Source organism: Lactobacillus jensenii DSM 20557, assembly GCF_001436455.1.
In the GTDB taxonomy this organism is placed as follows: domain Bacteria; phylum Bacillota; class Bacilli; order Lactobacillales; family Lactobacillaceae; genus Lactobacillus; species Lactobacillus jensenii.
This window is the reverse complement of sequence record NZ_AYYU01000008.1, coordinates 38,023-60,676: the sequence shown is the minus strand read 5'-3', so window position 1 is coordinate 60,676 and position 22,654 is coordinate 38,023. Positions and strand designations below refer to the sequence as shown.

The 22,654-nt window shown below is 33.5% G+C and carries 20 protein-coding genes, 1 pseudogene and 1 riboswitch; of the genes and pseudogenes, 8 read left to right on the top strand and 13 right to left on the bottom strand.

What is annotated here, in order from left to right:
* Nucleotides 1–146: 146 nt before the first annotated feature.
* The 4 genes from FC45_RS03555 to FC45_RS03540 all read left to right on the top strand — a co-directional run bounded on the left by FC45_RS03555 (nucleotide 147) and on the right by FC45_RS03540 (nucleotide 2,481).
* The gene (locus tag FC45_RS03555) at nucleotides 147–710 is read left to right on the top strand and encodes a TetR/AcrR family transcriptional regulator (RefSeq protein ID WP_006587854.1); all 564 of its coding nucleotides are present in this window, start codon (nucleotides 147–149) and stop codon (nucleotides 708–710) included.
* Between the two features lie 100 nt (nucleotides 711–810).
* Entirely contained in the window at nucleotides 811–1,335 is a 525-nt protein-coding gene (locus FC45_RS03550) for a GNAT family N-acetyltransferase (protein ID WP_006587853.1), read from the top strand.
* Between the two features lie 60 nt (nucleotides 1,336–1,395).
* Nucleotides 1,396–1,839: a DUF3290 domain-containing protein gene (locus FC45_RS03545; protein WP_006587852.1), complete on the top strand. Its 444-nt coding sequence runs from the start codon at nucleotides 1,396–1,398 to the stop codon at nucleotides 1,837–1,839.
* 9 nt (nucleotides 1,840–1,848) lie between these two features.
* Nucleotides 1,849–2,481, top strand: a complete 633-nt coding sequence (locus FC45_RS03540; RefSeq protein WP_057706379.1) for a DUF421 domain-containing protein — start codon at nucleotides 1,849–1,851, stop codon at nucleotides 2,479–2,481.
* Nucleotides 2,482–2,523: 42 nt separating this feature from the next.
* On the opposite strand, the pseudogene FC45_RS07670 reads toward FC45_RS03540, so the two are convergent.
* The 6 genes and pseudogenes from FC45_RS07670 to FC45_RS03505 all read right to left on the bottom strand — a co-directional run bounded on the left by FC45_RS07670 (nucleotide 2,524) and on the right by FC45_RS03505 (nucleotide 7,806).
* A pseudogene (locus FC45_RS07670) lies at nucleotides 2,524–3,922 on the bottom strand (IS3 family transposase).
* 68 nt (nucleotides 3,923–3,990) lie between these two features.
* Complete coding sequence (locus FC45_RS03525) at nucleotides 3,991–4,725, bottom strand: amino acid ABC transporter ATP-binding protein (protein WP_006587849.1); 735 nt, start codon at nucleotides 4,723–4,725, stop codon at nucleotides 3,991–3,993.
* A complete protein-coding gene (locus FC45_RS03520) occupies nucleotides 4,725–5,402 on the bottom strand; it encodes an amino acid ABC transporter permease (RefSeq protein WP_006587848.1) in 678 nt (225 codons plus the stop codon). The genes FC45_RS03525 and FC45_RS03520 overlap by 1 nt, the downstream gene beginning before the upstream one ends.
* Before the next feature lie 12 nt (nucleotides 5,403–5,414).
* The gene (locus tag FC45_RS03515; protein ID WP_006587847.1) at nucleotides 5,415–6,209 is read right to left on the bottom strand and encodes a transporter substrate-binding domain-containing protein; all 795 of its coding nucleotides are present in this window, start codon (nucleotides 6,207–6,209) and stop codon (nucleotides 5,415–5,417) included.
* 139 nt (nucleotides 6,210–6,348) lie between these two features.
* Nucleotides 6,349–7,140: a transporter substrate-binding domain-containing protein gene (locus tag FC45_RS03510; protein ID WP_006587846.1), complete on the bottom strand. Its 792-nt coding sequence runs from the start codon at nucleotides 7,138–7,140 to the stop codon at nucleotides 6,349–6,351.
* Between the two features lie 87 nt (nucleotides 7,141–7,227).
* Nucleotides 7,228–7,806, bottom strand: coding sequence for a TetR/AcrR family transcriptional regulator (locus tag FC45_RS03505; RefSeq protein WP_006587845.1), 579 nt, complete (start codon nucleotides 7,804–7,806; stop codon nucleotides 7,228–7,230).
* Nucleotides 7,807–7,943: 137 nt separating this feature from the next.
* On the opposite strand from FC45_RS03505, the gene FC45_RS03500 reads away from it, so the two are divergent.
* Nucleotides 7,944–9,911, top strand: coding sequence for an ABC transporter ATP-binding protein/permease (locus FC45_RS03500; RefSeq protein WP_006585085.1), 1,968 nt, complete (start codon nucleotides 7,944–7,946; stop codon nucleotides 9,909–9,911).
* A gap of 34 nt (nucleotides 9,912–9,945) precedes the next feature.
* On the opposite strand, the gene FC45_RS03495 is transcribed toward FC45_RS03500, so the two are convergent.
* On the bottom strand, nucleotides 9,946–11,241 hold the full coding sequence (locus FC45_RS03495) for an MFS transporter (RefSeq protein ID WP_006585084.1): 1,296 nt from the start codon (nucleotides 11,239–11,241) through the stop codon (nucleotides 9,946–9,948).
* Nucleotides 11,242–11,351: 110 nt separating this feature from the next.
* Nucleotides 11,352–12,719, bottom strand: coding sequence for an MFS transporter (locus tag FC45_RS03490; RefSeq protein ID WP_006587844.1), 1,368 nt, complete (start codon nucleotides 12,717–12,719; stop codon nucleotides 11,352–11,354).
* Nucleotides 12,720–12,845: 126 nt separating this feature from the next.
* Nucleotides 12,846–12,942: riboswitch (TPP riboswitch) on the top strand.
* A 38-nt stretch (nucleotides 12,943–12,980) separates the two neighbouring features.
* Between FC45_RS03490 and FC45_RS03485 the strand changes: the two genes are divergently transcribed.
* Both FC45_RS03485 and yjeM read left to right on the top strand, forming a co-directional pair.
* Nucleotides 12,981–13,550 (top strand): ECF transporter S component, encoded by a 570-nt coding sequence (locus FC45_RS03485; RefSeq protein WP_006585082.1) that lies wholly within the window; start codon nucleotides 12,981–12,983, stop codon nucleotides 13,548–13,550.
* Nucleotides 13,551–13,669: 119 nt separating this feature from the next.
* On the top strand, nucleotides 13,670–15,163 hold the full coding sequence (yjeM, locus tag FC45_RS03480) for a glutamate/gamma-aminobutyrate family transporter YjeM (RefSeq protein WP_057706377.1): 1,494 nt from the start codon (nucleotides 13,670–13,672) through the stop codon (nucleotides 15,161–15,163).
* A 63-nt stretch (nucleotides 15,164–15,226) separates the two neighbouring features.
* On the opposite strand, the gene FC45_RS03475 is transcribed toward yjeM, so the two are convergent.
* Together FC45_RS03475 and guaB are read right to left on the bottom strand one after the other, a co-directional pair.
* The gene (locus FC45_RS03475) at nucleotides 15,227–16,546 is read right to left on the bottom strand and encodes a cytosine permease (RefSeq protein ID WP_006587843.1); all 1,320 of its coding nucleotides are present in this window, start codon (nucleotides 16,544–16,546) and stop codon (nucleotides 15,227–15,229) included.
* 64 nt (nucleotides 16,547–16,610) lie between these two features.
* Nucleotides 16,611–17,750 carry an IMP dehydrogenase gene (gene guaB, locus FC45_RS03470; RefSeq protein ID WP_006585079.1) on the bottom strand — a complete coding sequence of 380 codons (1,140 nt, stop codon included), beginning with the start codon at nucleotides 17,748–17,750 and terminating at the stop codon, nucleotides 16,611–16,613.
* 178 nt (nucleotides 17,751–17,928) lie between these two features.
* Between guaB and add the strand changes: the two genes are divergently transcribed.
* Nucleotides 17,929–18,942: an adenosine deaminase gene (add, locus tag FC45_RS03465; RefSeq protein ID WP_006585078.1), complete on the top strand. Its 1,014-nt coding sequence runs from the start codon at nucleotides 17,929–17,931 to the stop codon at nucleotides 18,940–18,942.
* Nucleotides 18,943–18,989: 47 nt separating this feature from the next.
* On the opposite strand, the gene FC45_RS03460 is transcribed toward add, so the two are convergent.
* The 3 genes from FC45_RS03460 to FC45_RS03450 form a co-directional block, all read right to left on the bottom strand.
* Nucleotides 18,990–20,255 (bottom strand): dicarboxylate/amino acid:cation symporter, encoded by a 1,266-nt coding sequence (locus FC45_RS03460; protein ID WP_006588487.1) that lies wholly within the window; start codon nucleotides 20,253–20,255, stop codon nucleotides 18,990–18,992.
* A gap of 130 nt (nucleotides 20,256–20,385) precedes the next feature.
* On the bottom strand, nucleotides 20,386–21,648 hold the full coding sequence (locus FC45_RS03455) for a uracil-xanthine permease family protein (RefSeq protein WP_006585076.1): 1,263 nt from the start codon (nucleotides 21,646–21,648) through the stop codon (nucleotides 20,386–20,388).
* 183 nt (nucleotides 21,649–21,831) lie between these two features.
* Complete coding sequence (locus FC45_RS03450) at nucleotides 21,832–22,542, bottom strand: winged helix-turn-helix transcriptional regulator (protein WP_006585075.1); 711 nt, start codon at nucleotides 22,540–22,542, stop codon at nucleotides 21,832–21,834.
* Nucleotides 22,543–22,654: the final 112 nt, after the last annotated feature.

The following is a 22,654-nucleotide window of genomic DNA, read 5'->3' as shown; positions in this document are numbered from 1 at the left end:
TCATCCTTACACAAACTATTTTACGGTCTCGCTTATTTGAGTAGTAAGTATTAGCAATTAATAAAATTTCAAGTTTACTAATAGTAAAATATTTATAGATATCAGAAGAACTTTTGCTTGGTTAAAGTTGATATAGGAGGAGTTTTATGACGGATGCGAGAGTAGTGAAAACAAAGCAAAAGCTTTATCGGGCGATGGGTGAATTGCTTGAAAAGAAAAGCTTTGATGAAATTACCGTAATTGACTTAGCTCAACAAGCACATACGACAAGAAAAACCTTTTATAGTCATTATCAAGACAAGATTGAATTAATTGAAGAATATGAGAATCAAATCTTTATTAAGCTTTCTGAATTACAAGCAGGCTACAAATTTATGGATAAAGCATATATTACAACTTACTTTAGACATATTGGTAATCAGGATTTGTTATTAAAGGGCTTGCTCTCATATAACGGTTCTCTTGAAATGCAAAATCTTTTTAAAGAAGGAATGTATCAAGAAGCCCAGAAGTTATTGGCTTTAAAAATTAGAGACAAGACTAAACTAAATTATGCTGCTTTGATTTTTGCTAATGGTTTATTTGGAGTAACTCAATATTGGCTGATGAATGGAAAAAAAGAAAAGCCTGAGAAAATGGCAGATATTATTATTCATTTGGGAATGTTACCAGGGGCAATTTTTGAAGAAAATCATCGTGATTTAAGTTAAGATATTTTGAATTAATTACACTCACGTTGAGATTTTTTGCGTAATTTTATATTATATATTGATGAATTTGATTAATGACGGTAGTATTGAAGGTATTTAAATGAGTTTAAAAATTATCCCAGTTAAAAAAAGTGAACGAGCGTTACATTATTTGGTAAATTTGTCATGTGAAGCCTTTGAGGCTACTTTTTCCCCGTACTATGATAAAGGGGAGATAGATGCTTATCTTGATTTGGCATATAATCCTGCAATTTTGAGAGATGAACTTTCATCTGACAGTTCAAGATTTTATTTTATCGAAGTTGATGGCGAAAAGGCAGGCTATTTCAAGGTAAATTGGGATGAATCAGTAACTAATAAAAACTATATTGGTGACTTTGAACTTCAAAGATTATATTTATTACCCAAATATCAAAAGCAGGGCTTAGGCCAGAAAGCAATGGATGTTGTTTTAAATCTAGCCCAAGAATTAAAAAAACAAAAAGTATGGCTAGAAGTTTGGGAAGAGAATAAAGTCGCCCTGAAATTTTTTGAAGAAAATGGTTTTGAAGCTGTTGGCGATAATGCCTTTCCTTTGGGACAATATGCCGCTCAAACTGTTAAAGTATTAAAAAAGGATCTATAGTCGCTCATTTGAGCGATTTTTTTATTTGTTATAATAATGCTATGTAAAGGAGAAAAGAAAATGGATTTTTATTCACTTGATTATATTCAAAACCAAGAAAGTTTTAATTCTAGCTTGATTATGGGCTCAATCATTATTTCAGTTATCCTACTTATCTGGGCAGTTATTTTTTATTTTAGACACAATTATGATATAAAATATCGCGATATTGCGCTTATTTTTGGCTTATTTATTTCTATTCAAGTTTTTCGTCAAGTAGAAAATTATAATCAATCTAAACAACAAGGAAATAAGACTTCACAAATGGCACCATTTATAAAATCCGTTGCTCGAGAAAAAAATGTTAAAACTAAGGATGTATATGTTAATTCTTCTCAATTTGCTGATGGAATTATTGTTAAGATTAAAGGAAAGTTTTATCGCGTGACCTTATCTTCAGATGCTTCAAATTATACTTTGAATAGAACGCATTTAATTTCCGAACAAGTAAAATATCATAAATAGGAGGAAACGATGGATTATACTGCAGTTGGTGTAAAGTTTGTAATTGGAATTTTATGCTTAATTTTACAAATTAATTTATTTGGTAAGAAAAATTTAGCTCCTTCATCTCCGATTGACCAAATTCAAAATTTTGTACTTGGGGGAATTATAGGTGGGATAATCTATAATGAATCAATAACTATCATACAATTTTTGATTATTTTATTGATTTGGACTTTGATTGTTTTCATCATTTATGTTTTAAAATCTCGTTTACGTTGGGCTAGAATTTTAATAGATGGCCAGCCATTTAATATTATTAAGAATGGTCAAATTCAAGTTAAAACATGCGTTAAAAATGGAATAACTGCTAATGAAATTATGATGCGTTTACGTGCTAATGGAATAAATGATACTAGTCAGGTGAAGAGTGCATTTGTTGATGCTAATGGACAATTCGTGGTAATTGAAAATAATGAAAGCAATGTAAAGTTTCCTGTAATTAACGATGGCCAAATAAATCATGATGTTTTAGATTTGATTCATAAAGACGAGGATTGGCTAAACGAACAACTTCATCAAAAGGGAATTAATAATGCAATGGACGTTTATTTAGCTGAATATATTCGAGGACGTTTACGCATAGTTAATTATCCTAAGTAAAAAGGCAAGCCTTTCTGATATGAACCCTAAAATTAGGACATATTAAATAGCTTTCTTTAAGACCATACTTCGATATTCTTTCGGAGTATGGTTTTTTAGTACCGTTTTTATTCTTTTGTGATTGTAATATTCAATATAATCTCTAATAGCCTGTTCTAGTTCATCTAGATTCTTGAAATTTTTCTCAAAACCATAGAACATTTCTCTTTTAAGAATACCAAAGAAACCTTCCATTAATCCATCATCTAAAGAATTCCCTTTACGTGACATACTTTGAATAACACCATGGTTCTCAAGCCATGATTGAAATGTTTTGTGCTGATATTGCCAGCCTTGATCAGTATGAAAAATTAATCCATTAAGTGCTGGATGCTTTTGATAAGAATCTTCTAACATATCCATTACTTGTTTCAACACCGGATGACGACTGATAGTATATGAAATTATTTCTTGAGTACAACCATCAATAATTGGAGAAAGATATAGTTTTTCTCCATCCAAGTGAAATTCAGTTATATCTGAATACCACTTTCTATCTGGAAGAATAGAATAAAAATTTCGATTAATTAAATTAGGCTTAATTGGTCCTTTAGTTCCTCTATAGCTGGAATACTTAGCTCTACGTTTAAGAGTAAGACCGAATAAATGCATTTTAGTCATTAAGCGTTTTTACTTTCTTATGATTGATTTTTAAGCCTTCTCGTCTTAATTGTGCTGTAATTCTTCTATAACCGTAACGATGTTTGTGTTCTTCAAAAATATCTTTAATTCTCTGCATAATGTCTCTATTCTTCTCATCTTTATCTATTTTGTTGATGGTGTAGTAATAATTACTACGAGATAGATGAGGGAGGTCAGGATTAGAATTGATAGTTTCAAGGATAAAATCTACGGTTACATGTAATTCTCGCCTTAGTTCAGTAACCGCTGAAGCTAATTCTTGGGCTTCTGGTTTTTGAGCTTTTCGGCCACTAAGGCATCTAATTTTTTTATATATTCTATTTGTATAGTAAGTTTCAAGTTCTCTTTTTTTTGCTTGCGAAGTTGTTCTTGAAGCTTGCGAATTGTTTGATCTTTCTTGTCCATTAGAAGATGGTTTACCTTTCTTATGATTAATCACATTATACCCATCTTCTTTATATTTGCGAATCCAATTATGAAGCATTCCACTATTGGGAAGAGCAAGATCTAAAGAGATTAAATCTACAAGTTCTTTACCTGATAACGCTCGCTTAATAGCAGCTTCCTTAAATTCAACTGAATACTTAGTATAAGGAACCTCAAGTACTCTTAAGCTATATTTATCTATAAGTCGAACTAGATAACTTATGTTTGAATTATTTTTAATATTGTATTCTTTAGCTAGTTGATTACATGAAATACCATAATATTTCCATTTATTGTAGATATCAATTTTGTCTTGTTTAGATAATTTAGTCATAATAAAACCCCGAAATTCATGTCCGAATTTCGGGGTTCATATCATTCTAAGGCTTGCCTTTTTCAATATTAAAATTTCATTGCGTTTAAAAAGTCTTGTATTCTCCGATTCTTATTTTCAAAAAATTCTTTAGACTCTCCGTCAAAAATGACTTGTCCGTTTTCTAAAAAGATAACTTTATCAGCTACTTTACGAGCAAAATCCATGTTATGTGTTACTACAATCATAGATTTATCTTCCATAGCTAATTTTTGGATTAGGTGTAAAATTTGGGCTTCAAGTTCTGGATCTAGTGCGCTTGTTGGCTCATCAAATAAAATATAGCTAGGCTTTAAAGCAAGAGCTCGAGCAATTGATACACGTTGTTGTTGTCCGCCAGATAACTCAGATGGATAGCGATTTTCAAAACCAGCCAAGCCAACTTCAGCTAGTAGCTTTTTGCCTTCTTCAATGGCTTGTTCCTTATTCTCATTTTTTGCTTGAGTAGGTCCTTCAATTATATTTTCCATAATGGTCATGTGTGGAAATAGACTCCAACTTTGGAAAACCATGGCACTTTTTCGTCGTAATTGTAAAATTTCAGAATTTGATAAATTACTTTCGTAGTTAAGTTTTAGATTATCTAATTCTATTGAGCCACTTTCAGGTTGGTCTAATAAGTTTATTGAACGAAGTAAGGTAGATTTACCAGCACCACTTGGGCCTAAAATAACAGTAGTCTTATTTTTTGGAAAAACCACATTAATATCATCTAGAACTTTATGATTTTCATAACTCTTATTTAAGTGTGTGAGTTTAAGCATTATTTCACCTCAAATCTTTTTTCAAGATATAACTGTAGTAAGGAAAGTAGAGAACAAAAGATTGCGTAGATTATAGCTACAATTGAGTACATAAGCATTGGTTGATAGTTATGAGAGGCGATTTCTTGGCTGACCATAAACATTTCTACTAAGGTAATCGAGCTAGCTAAAGATGTGTCTTTTACTAAGCCGATAAATGAATTGGATAAAGGTGGGATGGCAATTCTTATGGCTTGAGGGAAGATTACTCTACTTAGAACTTTGTGATAAGGTAAGCCAATTGAATAAGCTGCTTCCCACTGATCTTGAGGAACTGCCAAGATAGATGCTCGGATTGTTTCAGAAGCATACGCACCAGTATTTAAAGAAAAGGTCAATATACCAGCAGTCCAAGCACCTAGTTGAATACCAATACTAGGTAAGCCATAAAAGACTATAAATAGTTGAACCAATAAAGGAGTAGAGCGGAAGAGCCAAACATAAAAGGTAAAAAAAGCTTTTAAAAAATGCCAAAAGCCTTTCTTTAGAGGATTACCTTTTGGTGTAGACATTCTAATTAGGGCAGTAATAGATGCAATTATAATTCCTAATATAAAAGAAATGATTGCAATTGGAATTGTATATTTTAATCCAGCAATTAATATTTCTGGGACACTTGTTTTAATAATTTCCCACATAATTAATCCTTTCTATTTTTTTGTTATATCAGCAGCAAAATATTTCTTAGATAATTTAGTAAGAGTACCATCTTTTCTTAAAGATTTAAGTGCATTATTAATCTTGGTTTGTAAGTTTGAATTATCTTTGTTAAGCATGATAGCGACAGGTTGAGTTGGGATATCTGTATCAGATGCTTGTAGATATTTTAAGTCTGATACTTTTTGTGTCTTTTTAAAATATAGGAACGATTCTTTTGAATTCATAGCGCTAGTTACTCTTTTTTGGCGAACCAACTCCATAGCAGTAGAGAAATCGGGAGAAGAAATATTTTCTCCACCAAATTTTCTAACTAAATCAGCGTTGGCAGTTCCTGTTGCAGCAGCTACTTTTTCTCCTCTAATATCAGTTATTTTTTTAATTTTACTGTTGTCGCTACGCATAATTAATACTGATCTAGAATATAAATAAGGAGTTGAAAAAGCGTAAGCCTTTTTTCTTTCTGGAGTTACTGCAATATCGTTAATTACTACGTCAAATTTTTTAGCACCTAATCCAGCAATTAGAGAATCCCATTTAGTAGGCACGAATTTAATTTTATAACCCATCTTTTTTGTTAAGGCTTTAGCCATTTCAACTTCAAAGCCAGTTAACTTACCATTTTCCAGGTGGGAAAATGGCCCATATCCAGAAGGATTAAGTCCAACTATTAGAGTATTTTTAGTTAATGTATCACTTTTAGCATTTTTCTGATTACTGCATGCTACTACGCCAACAGATAATAACATTAGAAGTACAGTCATAAAAATATTCTTAATTTTTTTCATAAATTGTCTCCCTTAAAATTACTAACTTTTTGTTAGAAGCTCTTTTAATAATTTATCATCTTACAAAAAGTAAGTCAAATAGATTACTTAACAAAAAAACTCTGAAATACTAAAGTATTCCAGAGTTTTTTGCTAGTTATTATTTTTTAGTGATGTCACCATCAAAGTATTTCTTAGAAAGTTGAGATAAAGTGCCATCTTCTTTCAAAGTATTAAGTGCTTTATTAATTTTCTTTTGTAATGAACTATTTCCTTTAGCCATCATAATGCCAATCTCTTGTGCAGCGATTTGACTTGATGGCACTTCCATATATTTTAAATCAGTTACGTGTTGACTCTTTTGATAGTACAGGAATGCTTCTTTAGAATTCATCGCTGCAACTACACGATTTTGGCGAATTAATTCCATAGCTGTTGAGAAATCAGTAGAAGATACATTTTGTCCTCCAAATTTCTTTACATTATCGGCATTGGCTGTACCTGTAGCCGCAGCAATTTTCAAACCTTTAATATCTTTAGCACTCTTAATAGTATTATTAGTCTTCTTCATGATTAAAGCTGATTTTGAATAAATGTATGGAGTTGAAAAAGCGTATGCTTTTTTACGTTCAGGCGTCATTGCAATATCGTTGATAACAATATCAAACTTCTTGGCACCTAACCCTGCAATAAGTGAATCCCACTTAGTAGGAACAAATTTAATTTTATAGCCAGCTTTCTTAGCTACCGCTTTTGCTAAATCTACTTCAAACCCAGTTAACTTTCCATTTTCGCGGTAAGCATATGGCGCATATGTTCCTTCAAGTCCAACAGTTAAAGTACCCTTATGTAAGACTTCGCTACTTGATGATTTTTGGTTGCTGCATGCTACTAGCCCCACACTAATAGCAATCAACCCAGCAAATAAACTTATTTTTTTAAACCAACTCATGGCAAATCCTCCTCATAAAATTACTAACTTTTTGTTAGTGCTTATTGATTAATAATTTACCATCTTACAAAAAGTAAGTCAATGCATTTACTTGTTTTTATTATGACCTGCCAAACCATATAGAAATAATTCACCATATTCATTGATGTTTTTCTTAACTTCGTTGTGGTCAAGCTTAAAAATTAAAGATAAAAATTTGCAAATTTGCTCATCTGAAGCAGATGCGTGTATAAAGCCATCTTGCCGACCAGCTTCAACTATTTTTATCCAACTATTGTTTATTCTTTGGTTTATATATACTGCTAATTTTTTGTCAGAATTTATATAATTAGAAAAGTCTATGAAAGCGGTAGTTCCGTAGATTTTCTCAAAGGTTTCCTTAAAACTTAAACGATGTAATTTTTCGAAAAAAGTTAGATTTTCATTATTTAGTTGTGAATATGCATAGTTGATGACTTCATCAATAACTTCCCTACAAACGATTTGAATAAGATCATTTTTATCGTAAAAGTATTTATACATTGTTACATAAGAAATTCCTGATACAGTACTAATATCACGTACGTTTGTAGCACTGATACCTTTTCTTAAAAATAATTTTTTAGCTGCTGCAATAATTTTTTGACGATTTAGTTCTTTTTTTCTTTCTCGGCGTATTTTGAACACGACCTTTCTTACATCAAATAATATCATAAAAGTTAAATATAACGACAAATTATTTAACTTTATTGACAGGAAAGCTATATCTATATTAATATTGGTAAAAATTAAGCATTCGAGTTTAACTTATCGGGGAGGTTATAATGGCATTTTTGGAGCTAAAGAATATTTATAAATCTTATTTCCTCGGAAAAGAAGAATTTCCAGTTCTCAAGGGAATAAATTTAGATTTTGAATTGGGAGATTTTGTCTCAATTCTTGGTGAATCTGGTGGTGGTAAGTCCACATTAATGAATATTATCGGTGGACTAGATTGGGCTTTTAAAGGTGAGGTTGTATTAGCTGGGCAAAGGTTAAATCATAGTAAAGAAACCAGTTTAAATAAATATCGTCGAGAAACAGTTGGTTATATTTACCAGAGTTATAACTTAATTCCGCATTTAAATGTTTTGGACAATGTTTCATTAGCTCTAGATATGACAACTCTAAGTGTCAATGAAAGAAAACAACGGGCTTTTGATTTACTAAAGCAAGTTGGACTAGAGGACCATGTTAAAAAATATCCTAAACAATTATCCGGGGGACAAAAACAGCGTGTTGCAATTGCTAGAGCATTAGCAAATGATCCACAAGTAATTATTGCGGATGAGCCAACAGGTGCACTTGACTCTCAAAATACTGAAGAAGTATTAACACTTTTGAATCAAATAGCTGCTGAGGGTAGATTAGTTATTGCAGTCACTCACTCGCAACATGTAGCTGACTCTGGAACCAGAATAGTTCGCTTGGCTGATGGAAAAATTATTTCAGATGAGCGTTTAAAACCAGCATATAAAGCTAAAGTTCAGAGAAAGTTACATTCGAAAAAGTTACCTTTGTTAACTAGTGTAAGAAATGCCTTTAAACATTTTAAATATCACTTTAAGAGAAACTTATTAATAATTATTGGTACAGCCGTAGGACTTTTTAGCGTTATTACTTTTAATGGACTAGGTACAGGTGTTAAAGGCTACGTAAATCAGCAGGTTAATAGTTTAGTTAATCCGAAGCAAGTGTTGGTTACTCCATATGTCAAATCTAATAATAAGCAGCAAGATACATATGTTAATTTAGCTACAAGAGATAAAAAAATTAGTGCTTTTTCAAAGAAAGATATCAATACTTTAAAGAGAGTAAAAGATGTAACAAAAGTTGAAAAAATTTATACTCTTTCAAATGTTGCGATTAGTTTTAACAAAAAAGATACTAATATCTCTACTGTGACTAATTGGACTAGTATTTTAAATACTTCAAGCATTAAAAAGGGAAGGATGCCTAAAACCGGAGAAATAGTTATCGATAAAAAAGATGTTGCTAAGAGTCTGACAAATCAGCCGAATTCTTTAATTGGAAAGAAAATTACTTTGACATATACGGGATTAAATAAATTAGGTCAAAAGGCTGTAGCGACAGTTAAAGTAAAAGTAGTCGGCTTAACTGAAAGTAGCGGTACAAGTCAGATCAATGCCGTTGGAGGTAGTACTATTGTAGATGCTTTGAAAGCTGTTAATATGTCAACTAATGTTGCCGCATTAGGTGTCAGTGCAAAGAGTATGAATGCTGCTAAAAGCGTAGCTAAAAGAATTAATGAGGCTAAAGTTAATAGGAAATTGAGATTTACTGCTACTGCAGTATCATCAATTCTTGATAGAATTGAAACATATATTAGTTTGATTACTAATGTTTTAGCAGGGATTGCGGGAATTTCATTATTAGTATCTGCTTTAATGATTATTGTGACAATGTATATGTCAGTTTCTGATCGAACTAAAGAGATTGGAATCTTGCGGGCATTAGGTGAAAGTAAAGGAGATATTCGCCGTCTTTTTACTAGTGAATCTATTTTATTAGGAATATTTAGTGCGACATTTGCAACAATTATTGCTTTAATCGTTCAAACTTTAGCAAATTCTGCCTTATCTAAAATTGCACATTATTCATTTATTCAAATTAGTGCTGGCAATATCATTTCTGCCTTTGTAATTTCAATTATTATTTCTTTATTAGCTGCAATTTTACCTGCACGTCATGCAGCAAGTTTAAATCCAATTGATGCTTTAGCAGGAGAATAGGATAAATAAAAAAACTCACCATTGGTGAGTTTTTTTAATCTTTATTAACATATCTTGGATTAGTTTCAGGAGCAACAAAATAACAAATTACTGTACCTAGTAGCAAGACCACGCCACAAATAGCCATTGTTACATATGAACCATATGCACTAACAACAACAGGAAGTAAGAATGTTCCTAATGCTGCGCCAATTCTACTCATAGCGATGACAAAACCAACACCAGTACCACGAAGTTTAATATCAAATAATTCAGATGTATAAGGGAAATCTAACAATACAGATGCCGTTAAAATAACTGCTAAAAGTGTAAAGATTGTTATTTCGATAATTGAATTAATTGATTTTCCAAAAGCTAAAATGAATAAGCAAAGGCTGGAAATTGAAAAAGTAACAATTAAAAAGCTTCTTCTACGATATATATTAAAGAAATAAATACCAATTGCAGGTCCCGCAACAGTAGCAATATTGTAAAATAAACCAGCTAGGTATGTATCTGTTACATCCATACTCTTTAATAGAATTGGTAAGAAAATATTAATTCCGAAGAATGCAAAAGATTGAGTAGCATAAAAGGCAGTTCCAGCTAAAGTTTGACGCCAGTAATCTTTGGAAAAAAGAGTCATCCAGTTAATACTTGGATCTTCTTCAAGCTCAACTAAATGCTTGGGTAAACCCCATTCTTTTCCTAATCTTTCCTGAATTAATTCAGTTGCTGATTCATTTTGATTATGACTTGCTAGCCATGAAGGGGATGCTGGGAGGCGAATGAAGCTACGGTTAAGTGCAGCAATTAAACCAAAGACTGCACTTGAAGCTAGGAGTAAGCGCCAGTCACTAACATAATGTCCTGTCACATAAGCAATTAAAAGCCCCAATGTCCAGTAAAATAATAAGTGACTCTGCTTTGCAGCTGCATCTTTAGTAGGTAGCCATTCAACCATTAAGGCATTTCCGACTGTGTAATCAACTGCAATCATTAATCCAATTAACAATCTAAGAACTAATAAAAGCCATACGTTAGTTGTAAAGTATTGCAATAAAGATAAAATGGTAAAAATATACATATTACTCATTAGTATATGTTTTCTACCAAATCTATCAGCTAATTGCCCCATGAAGAAGCTGCCGATTAATCCGATTAAACTTGCAGCTCCAAGTAAACCTAAGAGAAAGTTATTGATGCCTAGCTGATGTTGCCCGTTTCCAAAAGCAATTCCGGCCACATTAAGAGCGTAAGCACAGGCAATCTGTCCAATGTTCATTGCCCAATAAATTTGTGAATGCACCTTAGAGAAAGGTGCATCTTTGTAATTCTTAGTTTGAGTCATTAAGGATTATCCTTTCAAATTAAATTCGCACAATAAAAATAATACCATGATTGGTCTAATAAAAAAATAGCCATCTATCGGTGACTATTTTTCGTTATTATGTGATTGGTTTAATTGTTTTTATTTCCTTGCTTAACGAACTTAGGATTAGTTTCAGGAGCGGTGAAAAGACAGATAATTGTCCCAATTAGTAAAATAACTCCGCAGACACATAAAGTAACGTAAGCGCCAGCAAGATTAACAATGATTGGTAACAAGAATGTACCAGCAGCTGCCCCAACACGACTCATCATAATAACAAAACCAACACCTGTTGCTCTAATGCGAAGGTCAAATAGTTCTGTAGTATATGTAAAGTCAAGTAATAATGAAGCTGAAAGTACAATTGAGAAAACAGTAAATACCAATAAAGTTAATACTGATGGTAATTTTGGTAATAAAGCTAAAATGAAGAGACAAATGATTGGAATTGTAAAAGTTAAGATTAAAAAGCTTCGTCTGCTCATTTTATTAAACAACCAAATCCCAATTGCTGTTCCGACAATAATTGCTGAATTGTAAAGTAAGCCAGACAAGAAAGCATTATTCATATGCATATTCTTCAATAGAATTGGCAAGAAAATACTAATTCCGAAAAATGCAAAAGCCTGAGTTGCATAAAAGGCAGTCCCAGTTAAAGTTGACTTCCAATACTTCTTTCCAAATAATTCAGCTGTTGAAGCATCAGATTTCTTTCTAATACGTAGTAAGTTCTTAGGTAAGCCCCATTTTTTACCAAGATTCTTTTGGATAACTTTCTGAGCTTGGCGATGTTCACCATGACTAGCAAGCCATGAAGGAGAGTGGGGAATTTGTACAACGCTTCGGTAGATTGCAGCAATCAATCCTAAAACTGCAGAAGAACAGAGCATAAGTCGCCAATTACTAATAAATTGACTGGCTAAAAATGAAAGTCCAAATCCATATGCCCAATATAGTAGCAAGTTACTTTGTCTTTTTGCACCATCTTTAGTAGGTAGCCATTCAACTAAGATTGAATTACCAACTGTATAATCGATGGCAATCATTAATCCGATTCCGACTCTGAGAATGAATAGTAAGAGTAAGTTGCTAGTAAAGAATTGCAAAATAGATAAGATTGTGTAGATATACATATTAGCCATCAAAAGATGTTTCCGGCCAAAGCGGTCAGAAATTCGTCCCATGATAAAGCTTCCTGCTAAACCAATCAATGATCCAGCACCTAATAAACCTAACCAAGTATCATTAATATTCAAAGCGAGCTTAGCATGGTTAAAGGCACTACCTGCAATACCTAAAGCATAAGCACAAGCGATTTGGCCTAAGACTAATGCCCAATATAGTTGTGCATGGACATCAGAAAAAGGAGCTTTTTTATAATTCTTACGCTTATAAAAAATATTTTTCTTTTGTTTTCGTCGAATTTCCTTTTTATCTTGTTTATTTGGTTCACCCATGTGTGGATGCAACATCCTTTCTAGAATTTGTTTTTTATTGAAACCAATATTATTATGATAGCATAAAAGATAAGTTATCTTAAATAATATGCTATACTAAGGCTATAGTTAAATATTAGTATTAATTTATGTCACTAGGGGAGCTAGTAGCTGAGAGACTTAGGTCGACCCTTTGAACCTGAACTGGGTAATGCCAGCGCGAGGAAAGTGGATTAAATCAAAATTAACCCTCCTTTTGACTAAGTTAAAAGGAGGATTTTTATGTTTAAAAAGAAGTCAAATTGGGATATTCAAGCAATTATTCTGGTAAGTTTAATCGGGCTAATAATGGGAGTAATTTATACTTATGGATTTAATTTAATTTACAATCTGGCCAAAGCAGTATTACTTCCTACTGGTTATGCACAATTAACTGATACTTTGATGAGTGGGTTATGGTACATGGCTGCACCATTAGTTATTTACTTTGTCCCAGCAAAAGGGAGCGCTACGTTAGGCGAAACTTTAGCTGCTCTTGGTGAGATGCTTGTAGGAGGACAATGGGGAGTAATTACAATTTTAGCTGGTTTTGTCCAAGGTTTTGGAAATGAAATAGGCTTTTTAACAGCTAAAAGTAGAAAGAATTTCTCTTGGGTAGCTGTTTTGTTAGGAGCTACTGGTGCTCATTTTACTGGCTTTTTCTTAACATATACCTTATATGGCTGGTACAAATATAACCTGAATTTACAAATTTTGATGTTTTTTACCGGTTGGGTAAGTAGTTTATTTTTTGATGGTATATTGGTTAAACTAATTTGCAATCGTTTTGAAAAAGCTTTTTTTAAAAAATAAACAAAAGCTACTAATAAGTTTCGGAGCTTCAAATTATATCTTTTTTAATACTTTACCGAGTGCTAAAATGTATAGTATCATATATAAATTTTTAGAAATAATTTGAACCGAGGGATTTTATGAGTGAAAAGAAGAAAAAGATAACCTTAATTGGGTTAATCTTGATGATTTTCTCTTCAATTTATGGTTATAGTAACTCATTAACAGCATTTTATCAGATGGGCTACTCAAGTATTATTTGGTATGTATTGACAGCTGTACTATTCTTCCTGCCATCTGCTTTGATGTTTGCAGAATATGGTGCTTCATTTAAAGCAGCTAAGGGTGGGATTTTTTCTTGGCTACGTGGCTCAATTGGTGAAAAGCCAGCTTTTGTTGGGACCTTTATTTGGTTAGCTGCTTGGGTAATTTGGCTTGTATCATCAACTCAATTTTTCCTAGTATCAGTAGCAACAGCTATTTTTGGTAGAGATACTACAACTAGTTGGCATTTATTTGGATTATCAAGTGACCAAACTTTGGGTATTTTAGAAATAATCTTTTTGGTAATTGTTTGTGCAATTGCTTCAAAAGGAATTAATGGAATCGTTAAGATTTCTAGTGTTTGTGGAGTAGCGACTTTAGGAATTTCAGTAGTTTTTATTGTTGTTAGCTTGATAATCTTACTGATGCAACATGGTCAATTAGCTGAACCATTGACTGCAGCTAGTTTAGTTAAGTCACCTAACTCATCGTTTACTAGCCCATTTGCAGTAGTTTCATTCATTGTGTATGCATTGTTTGCTTATGGTGGTTTGGAAACTATGGCTGGAGTAATTGATAATGTTGATAAACCTGAAAAAACATTCCCTCGAGGCTTAATTTGGGCCATGATTATGATGACAGTTCTTTATATTCTGACTATTTTTTTATGTGGCGTTACAGCGAATTGGTCAGAAATTTTAGGTCAAAAGAACGTAAACTTGGCTAACGTTGAATATGTATTAATCAATAACATGGGGCTTGTTTTTGGTAAAGCCTTTGGTTTGGGTCATGCACAAGCATTAGTACTAGGTAAAGTATTTTCGCAAATCACTGCGATAAGTGATGTATTAGGTGGATTAGGGGCAGCGTTTGTTATGCTGTATTCACCTATTAAGTCATTTATTGAAGGTTGTGATCAGCGTCTTCTTCCAAAGAGACTAACTACTTTAAACAAGTATGATATGCCAGAATTTTCTATGTGGTGTGAAGTAGCATTTGTCTCACTTATCATCTTGTTTGTTTCATTTGGTGGCAATTCCGCAAGTGCTTTCTATACAGTTCTCACAGACATGATGAATGTTTCATCTGCAGCACCATACCTATTCTTAATTGGAGCATTTCCATTCTTTAAGATGAAGAAAGATTTAGATCGACCATTTGTCTTTTATCGAAGTCAAAAGTGGGTTTGGATTGTAACTACAATTGTTTGGATTGTTATTGCGGCAGGAATTATCTTTACAATCATTGAACCAATTGTAGAAGGTGATCCTGCAACGGCCTTTTGGACTGCATTTGGACCTGTTTTCTTTGGTATTGTTGCTTGGATTTTCTATTCAAGAGCAGAGAAGAAAATAAAAGATTTGAATTAAGTATCTTAAAATACTTAGCAAAAAGGCACATTTTCAATAGAAAATGTGCCTTTTTTAGTTAATTTAATTTTTCATTAAACTCAAGTATAATAAACTACAAATTAGCATGTCGATAAAAGTTATACCAACGGTATTTGATAATACGATGAAATTTTTGCCTAGAACAAAAACTATGATACCAGCTATAAAAACAATAACTGCCTTCCAATTAATACCAGATTTATACCAATATTTTCCAAGCTTTTCTCCAAATTGGGTAATATCATAATTTTTCTTTTTAACGAAATAATAATCAGTACAAATGATAGCGACGATTGGGCCTAGGACCATTCCAACGTAATCTAGGAAGCTTTCAAAAGTTTCTAAGAAAGAGCCGACAAACATTGGAATAAAAGTCACAATTGTGGCTGCAATTACTACTATCCAAAGTGAGTGCTTTAGTTTTATTTTAGGAAAGATATTTGAAAGAGCAGAGCCAGCAGCTAATAAATTAACGGCGTTAGCTGTCATTGAAGTTAAGATTATGACTAATAATGCAACAATTCCTAGTCCTAACTTACTTGCGATTGTTGAAGGATCTGAATTATTGGCATTGTATACACCAGAAGTAATTGCAATGCTAATAGTTGAAATTAAACCAATTATTGCAAACCAAATCACCCCAGTTAATGCTCCTAAAAATGGTGCAATAGTTGAATTATGCTTTTTCTTAGTAAAGCGAGTGAAATCAGCTCCAGCTGTAACCCAAGCTAAATTAAAGGCTGCTACATAATCAATTGCGTTTCCTAAGGCCATTTTGCTTGAATTAGGGACTTTCCAAGAGATAATTTGATTGAGCGATACCGCCTTGAATACTGCAATTGATTCCCAAATTACAAAGATAAATACTAAGGCAACTCCGATACGCTCAATTAGTTGAATTGATTTTGATCCACTTGCCACACTTAAAATATGCAAAATACTCATAACGATAATTCCGATTGTTAAACCGATGGTTTCATTATGTATATTCAAAAGATCTTTTAATAGTAAGCTGACAGATTGTGCGGCAATAAAGGTGTTAACTGCTGTCCAACCGATAAATTGTGTAATATTTACTAATGAAGGAAGATAACTACCACGTTCACCAAAACTAGCTCTTGCTATTGTCATAGTTGATAAGCCAGTTTTGTATCCGATATAACCCACTAAACTTAAAAAGATATACGAAAGTGCAGAAGATAAAACAAGAATTTTAGTAGCTAGTGCAAAACCACAGGCTGCCAAAACTCCACCAACAAACCAAGTTCCGTTGTTGGCATTTGCTCCAATCCAGGTCGCAAACATATCCCAACTATTAGTAGTTCGCTCTGATTCTTTTACTTGAAATGATTCGTGATTCATAAAAGCTCCTTTTCCCATAAAAAGCCGCTATAGATAAAAAGTTCTATAGCGACCTCTTTTTTTATTATCCTTGATAATTAGGGGCTTGTTTTGTAATTTGAACGTCATGTGGATGTGATTCAACTAATCCAGCATTAGTAATGCGTACAAATTGAGCATTTTCAATTAAAGCAGCTAAATCAGGTGCCCCTACATAACCCATTCCGGCACGTAATCCGCCAATTAATTGGAAAATAACCTCTTTAACATATCCTTTATATGTAACACAAGCTTCAACTCCTTCTGGAACTAACTTGTTTGCTTCATTTACGCCACCTTGGAAGTAGCGATCGCTTGATCCATGGGCTTGGCTCATTGCTCCTACGGAGCCCATACCACGATATGCCTTAAACTTTTGACCTTGTTTTTCAAAGATTTGACCTGGTGTTTCATGTGTACCGGAAAACATTGAACCTAGCATTACAGCATTGCCACCAGCCGCTAATGCCTTAACAATATCACCTGAGTATTTAATACCACCATCGGCAATAATTGTTTTTCCATATTCGCGTGCTACATTAGCAGCATCATAAATTGCAGTGATTTGAGGTACACCAACCCCAGCTACTACACGAGTAGTACAGATTGAACCAGGGCCAATACCTACTTTTACTACATCTACTCCAGCATCATAAAGAGCGCGTGTACCAGCAGCAGTGGCAACATTTCCCGCAATCAAGTTAATGTTAGGGAATTTAGCACGGATTTCACTGATTTTACGTAAAACGCCGGCAGAATGACCATGGGCTGTATCAATCACAATTGCATTTGCACCAGCATCAATTAAGGCGCTGGCACGTTCAAATGTATCAGTAGTTACGCCAACAGCTGCAGCAACTAATAAGCGGTGGTCATTGTCTACGGCAGCTTTTTCTGAAGTTACTTCAGTATTCTTTACAAGCTTTACTTCATTGGCTTGATTAGCAATTGTCATATTCTTGTGGATTACGCCTAAACCACCAGCTTGAGCCATTGCAATTGCCATTTCATGTTCAGTAATAGTATCCATTCCAGCACTAATAAATGGAAGATTAAGTTTTAAACTGCTGGTTAATTGAACCTTTAAGTCAACATCGTTAGGTAATACATGACTTTCAGCTGGAATTAATAAAACATCATCAAAAGTAAGGCCTTCTTTAACAAATTTGTTATTCCAATTTGACATGTTTTTCCTCCTATAGCTGTTTGGATTAAAAAATATATTGTTTATACGATAACACAAACAATATAAAAATCAAGCAGAAAAATAATTCGCTTTTAACTTGAATAAAAAATTAGATAGTGCTAATATCTTTTTCAATTAATCAAAACTTTCCGAATTATTTTTACAACTGGAGGATATAATGGTCGATTTAACAAGAGATTTTTTAGAGAAAATGCCTAAAGCTGAGTTACATGTTCATATTGAAGGAACATTGGAGCCAAAGTTGAAACTAGAATTGGCTGAGAGAAATCATGTTGAATTGGCTCAGAAAACAATTGAAGAAGTAAAGGCAACTTTGCAATATGACAATTTAGCCGATTTCTTAGCAGTATATTATGAAGCCATGCAAGTCTTACAGACTAAGCAAGACTTTTATGATTTGGCAATGGCTTATCTTAAAAAAGCCGCTAAAAATAATGTTCGTCATGTTGAGATGTTCTTTGATCCGCAAGCTCACGAAAGTCGTGGTATTAGATTTGAAACTGTTTTAAATGGGCTTTACCAAGCAACAGTTGATGCCAGGGCGTTAAATGTTGATGCACATTTGGTAATGTGCTTTTTACGTGATTATTCAAGAAATAACGCCCAAAAAACTCTCGAAAAAGCCCTGCAACATCAAGATAAGATATTAGGGATTGGACTTGACTCTGATGAACACAATAATCCACCAATGAAATTTTATTATCAATTTGCTAAGGCAGGTGAAGCAGGCTTTCATATAACTGCTCACGCTGATGTTGATCAAGTAGATTCAATTGTGCATATTAAAGACTTGCTTGAAGTAATTAATGCTGAACGAATCGATCATGGAACTAATATTGTCGAAAATGAAAATTTAGTTGCTTTTGCTGCTAAGCAAAAAGTTGGCTTTACTAGTTGTCCACTTTCTAATGGCTTTTTAAGTCCTGACTTGAAAGGAAATGAAGTTAAGTACCTGCTTGAACAGGGCGTGCGTGTCTGCTTAAACAGTGATGACCCAGCATATTTCGGTGGATACATTACAGATAATTATGAAGCTGAGGTTGAAAAGTATAATTTGAGTGCTGACGAAGTAAAGGCTTTAGCTGCTAACTCATTTAAGATGAGCTGGATTAGTGAAGAGCAAAAGCAATTTTACTTAGAAGAACTTGATCGCTATTTTGAAGAAAATTAATTTTCATACAAAAGCCTCGAAGTCCATTTGTGGATTCGAGGCTTTTTTTATTGATTTAGATATTTTTCGTATTTTTCTCGATTAAGTGCTTTTTCACTTTCACCAATAACCAAGCTGGCAAAGGTATTACCAACTACATTTACACTGGTTCTTCCCATATCAACGAAGCGGTCAATTCCAGCAATAAAGGTCAATCCAGCAATTGGAACTCCGATTGTCGCTACACTGGCTAATAAAACAACAAATGATGCACCTGGAACACCAGCCATTCCTTTAGAAGTAATCATTAACACAACTAATAAAGTAAATTGATGTTCCCAAGTTAAGTGAAGTCCATATGCTTGAGCTAGGAAAATCGCTGCTAAGCTTTGATAGATTGCGCTACCATCTAGGTTAAAAGTATAACCTGTTGGAATAACAAAGCTGGCAACACCTTTTTCTACACCCATATCTTGCATTTTCTTCATTAAGCGCGGTAAAGTTGCTTCTGAACTAGCGGTAGAGAAGGCAAGCAAAATCTCTGGCCAAATCTTCTTCATTGTTTTCCAGTAGTCAAGTTTAAAGAGATAAGCCACTATTCCCAAAATAACAATACAGAAGAAAATCATAGTTAGATAGGCAACTAAAATAAAGTAACCTAATGGCAGTAGTGCAGACAAGCCCATTTGAGCAATGGTCATTCCAATTAAACCGAATACTCCAAGTGGGGCAAACTTCATAACCCAGTTGGTTACTCTAAACATAACGACACTAACGGCATTCAAAAATTGGGTGATAATTTTTCCTTTTTCACCAATTGCTGCAATACCTAATCCAAAGAAAACACTGAAAAAGATGACAGGCATCATGTCGCCTTCAGACATAGATTTAAAAATATTAGTTGGAATAACTGCAAAAATTGTATCCCAGATACCAGTTTTAGAGGCTGTTTTGGCAGTAGCAAGATATTTAGAAATATCGCCACCTTGCAGGGAATGGATGTTAATAAAATCACCAGGACGCGTTATGTTAGCAACTACTAAACCTAAAATAATTGCAATAGTAGTTAAAACTTCAAAGTATAGTAGCGTTTTACCACCAATTCGTCCCAACTTACGTAAGTCGCCAATATTAGCAATTCCGACTGTTAAACATGAAACCACAATTGGCATAACAATCATCTGAATTAAGCGTAAAAAGATAGTTCCTAAACCAGACATAGTGGAGATTGCTACCTGATTATGATAAGTAGCGGCTCCAACAATGATTCCTAGAACCAATCCAATGATAATTTGTGTTCCAAGGCTAATACGTGGAACTCGTGAATGCTTCATAGTTTTTCCTCCAGAAAAATAATTCAACAGTAATAACTCTATCATAAAAAGGCCTGCTTGGGTTAAGCAGACCTTGATAATTTGATATTGGCATCTGAAAAATAATTAACTATGAAAATCTAAATGAACTTTATTCTTTTTCACTTGCTGCTTCTTGAGGCAAGACTAAATTCAAAATAATCCCCAAGATAGTTGCTACAGCTACACCAGAAAATTGAAAATCACCTAATTGAAGGTAGGCATTACCAATTCCAATAACTAAAATAACTGATGCAATCATTAAATTACGTTTTTTATTGAAGTCAATCTTTCTTTCAACAATCACTTTTAGTCCGCTAGCAGCGATTACTCCGAATAATAAAAAGCTAATTCCACCAATAACTGGACTAGGAATTGATTCAATTAAAGCACTTAACTTACCAACAAAACTAAAGAGAATTGCAAAAACGGCAGCTCCCATTAAAACATAGACACTATGCACGCGGGTAATGGCCATTACTCCGATATTTTCACCATAACTTGTTACACTTGGACCACCTAATAAACCAGCTGCGATGCTAGCGGCGCCATCGCCGGCTAATGTCTTTTTAAGACCAGGATCTTTAAAAAAGTCTCGGCCAGTTAACTCGTTTAATACCATGATGTGACCCATATGCTCAGTCATTGTTACAAAGGCAATCGGTGCCATACTCAAAATGGCTCCCCAATACATCTTAGGTGAATATGAAACAAAAGGAATTTCAAATTTTGGCATGGAAATCCAACTTGCACTCATTACTTTTGAAAAATCGACAATTCCAAATAGGCAAGCAATGATATAGCCACTAACAATTCCAAGTAAAATTGGAATTAATCCCCAAAAACCCTTGAAGTACATATTGAAGATGATAGTAACTAGCAAAGTCAACATTGCAACTGCAAAATAGCGTAAGTCATACTTGCTATTATTCATTGTTGCATCAGTTGCAGCTGTTCCAGCAAGTGACAAGCCGATAACCATTACAATTGGTCCGACAACAATCGGAGGTAAAATTCGATCAATCCAGTCACTTCCGGCAAAAGCGACAATTAAAGCAACAATCAAATATACTAACCCACTGGCAATAACCCCTTGTGCAATTGCAGGATAACCAGCTGTCTTCATTAATGCAATCATTGGTGTAATGAAGGCAAAACTAGATCCCATATATGCGGGGATTTTATGGTGCGTAATCAAGAGGTGAAGCAAGGTACCTACACCAGATGAAAATAGGGCAATACTTGGATCTAATCCTACTAGGATAGGAACTAATACAGTTGAGCCAAACATGGAAAACATGTGCTGCATGCTTAGTCCAATCCATTGACCAAAACTAGGCTTTTCTTCTACATCGAGAACAACATCTTGTGCCATTTTGCAAACCTTTCTATTTTAGAAAATAAAAGTCCTAAGGCCTGGGCCCAAGGACTAAAAATAGCACCTGCAGGCCCGAGTGGCCTGGATGTAAAAATTCATCTTGACTAGGATACAAAGAAAAAAGCTTTTTGTCAACTTAAAGACTTACAAAATTAAAAACAAGCTATTAAAAAGTTCGACTTATATAAAACAATATCCAAAACCTCTTTTGGTTAAAATATGCTCTGGATGAGTTGAATCGTTTTCTAATTTATCTCGTAAATGAGATATATGAATATCTACAATTCTTGAAGAACCTAGTAAATCATAGCCCCAAATCTTCTGCAGTAATTGTTCACGGCTGATAACATTACCTTTATTTTGGGCTAAATAAGCAAGTAATTGAAATTCTTTTGGGGTTAATACAACAGGTTCGTTATCTTTAAAAACCGAATATTTTCCAATGTTAATTTTTATGCTTCCAGTTTCAATTATTTCTTCATCTGCTCTATTAGTTAATTTCTTTTCTTGAGTGTGAATTTTGTAAGAATAGCTCCATAATCGCTGCTCAAAAATTCTTAATAACAATTTCTCGTTAATTTCTAAACCGGCTACAAAGTCGACTTTTGCCTTATAAAGCTTATCTAGCGTTCGATCAGAATGGCTGTTTGTAAAAATAATAATGGGGCCAGCGACCTGATTACGAATTAATAATAATGTTGCAAGTGTTGTGTCTAAGTTGGATTTGGTAATATCCCAAAAGATTCCAGAATAGTTTTCGTCATTTAATGCAACAACTAATGATGTCGGTGTAGTTAAGTGTCGATAATTCTCTCTTTTCTTTTTTATTAGTTGTTCTATTTTAGTAGTTAAATCCGGGTTTTGAGATAAAATTAAGAATCTATTTGTCATTTTTTCCTCAAAAATTTACAAAGCCTTTACATAAGAAAAACTTTACATTTACATTCCTTTGTTATTATTTGTACCACAAGAGTTAGAAAAATAACAAGAAAACAGGTGGAGA

Excerpts from the sequence above, each read along its gene's own strand:
- FC45_RS03555 (WP_006587854.1), top strand. The coding sequence starts at position 147 with ATGACGGATGCGAGAGTAGTGAAAACAAAGCAAAAGCTTTATCGGGCG.
- FC45_RS03550 (WP_006587853.1), top strand. The coding sequence starts at position 811 with ATGAGTTTAAAAATTATCCCAGTTAAAAAAAGTGAACGAGCGTTACAT.
- FC45_RS03545 (WP_006587852.1), top strand. The coding sequence starts at position 1,396 with ATGGATTTTTATTCACTTGATTATATTCAAAACCAAGAAAGTTTTAAT.
- FC45_RS03540 (WP_057706379.1), top strand. The coding sequence starts at position 1,849 with ATGGATTATACTGCAGTTGGTGTAAAGTTTGTAATTGGAATTTTATGC.
- FC45_RS03525 (WP_006587849.1), bottom strand. The coding sequence starts at position 4,725 with ATGCTTAAACTCACACACTTAAATAAGAGTTATGAAAATCATAAAGTT.
- FC45_RS03520 (WP_006587848.1), bottom strand. The coding sequence starts at position 5,402 with ATGTGGGAAATTATTAAAACAAGTGTCCCAGAAATATTAATTGCTGGA.
- FC45_RS03515 (WP_006587847.1), bottom strand. The coding sequence starts at position 6,209 with ATGAAAAAAATTAAGAATATTTTTATGACTGTACTTCTAATGTTATTA.
- FC45_RS03510 (WP_006587846.1), bottom strand. The coding sequence starts at position 7,140 with ATGAGTTGGTTTAAAAAAATAAGTTTATTTGCTGGGTTGATTGCTATT.
- FC45_RS03500 (WP_006585085.1), top strand. The coding sequence starts at position 7,944 with ATGGCATTTTTGGAGCTAAAGAATATTTATAAATCTTATTTCCTCGGA.
- FC45_RS03495 (WP_006585084.1), bottom strand. The coding sequence starts at position 11,241 with ATGACTCAAACTAAGAATTACAAAGATGCACCTTTCTCTAAGGTGCAT.
- FC45_RS03490 (WP_006587844.1), bottom strand. The coding sequence starts at position 12,719 with ATGGGTGAACCAAATAAACAAGATAAAAAGGAAATTCGACGAAAACAA.
- FC45_RS03485 (WP_006585082.1), top strand. The coding sequence starts at position 12,981 with ATGTTTAAAAAGAAGTCAAATTGGGATATTCAAGCAATTATTCTGGTA.
- yjeM (WP_057706377.1), top strand. The coding sequence starts at position 13,670 with ATGAGTGAAAAGAAGAAAAAGATAACCTTAATTGGGTTAATCTTGATG.
- FC45_RS03475 (WP_006587843.1), bottom strand. The coding sequence starts at position 16,546 with ATGAATCACGAATCATTTCAAGTAAAAGAATCAGAGCGAACTACTAAT.
- guaB (WP_006585079.1), bottom strand. The coding sequence starts at position 17,750 with ATGTCAAATTGGAATAACAAATTTGTTAAAGAAGGCCTTACTTTTGAT.
- add (WP_006585078.1), top strand. The coding sequence starts at position 17,929 with ATGGTCGATTTAACAAGAGATTTTTTAGAGAAAATGCCTAAAGCTGAG.
- FC45_RS03460 (WP_006588487.1), bottom strand. The coding sequence starts at position 20,255 with ATGAAGCATTCACGAGTTCCACGTATTAGCCTTGGAACACAAATTATC.
- FC45_RS03455 (WP_006585076.1), bottom strand. The coding sequence starts at position 21,648 with ATGGCACAAGATGTTGTTCTCGATGTAGAAGAAAAGCCTAGTTTTGGT.
- FC45_RS03450 (WP_006585075.1), bottom strand. The coding sequence starts at position 22,542 with ATGACAAATAGATTCTTAATTTTATCTCAAAACCCGGATTTAACTACT.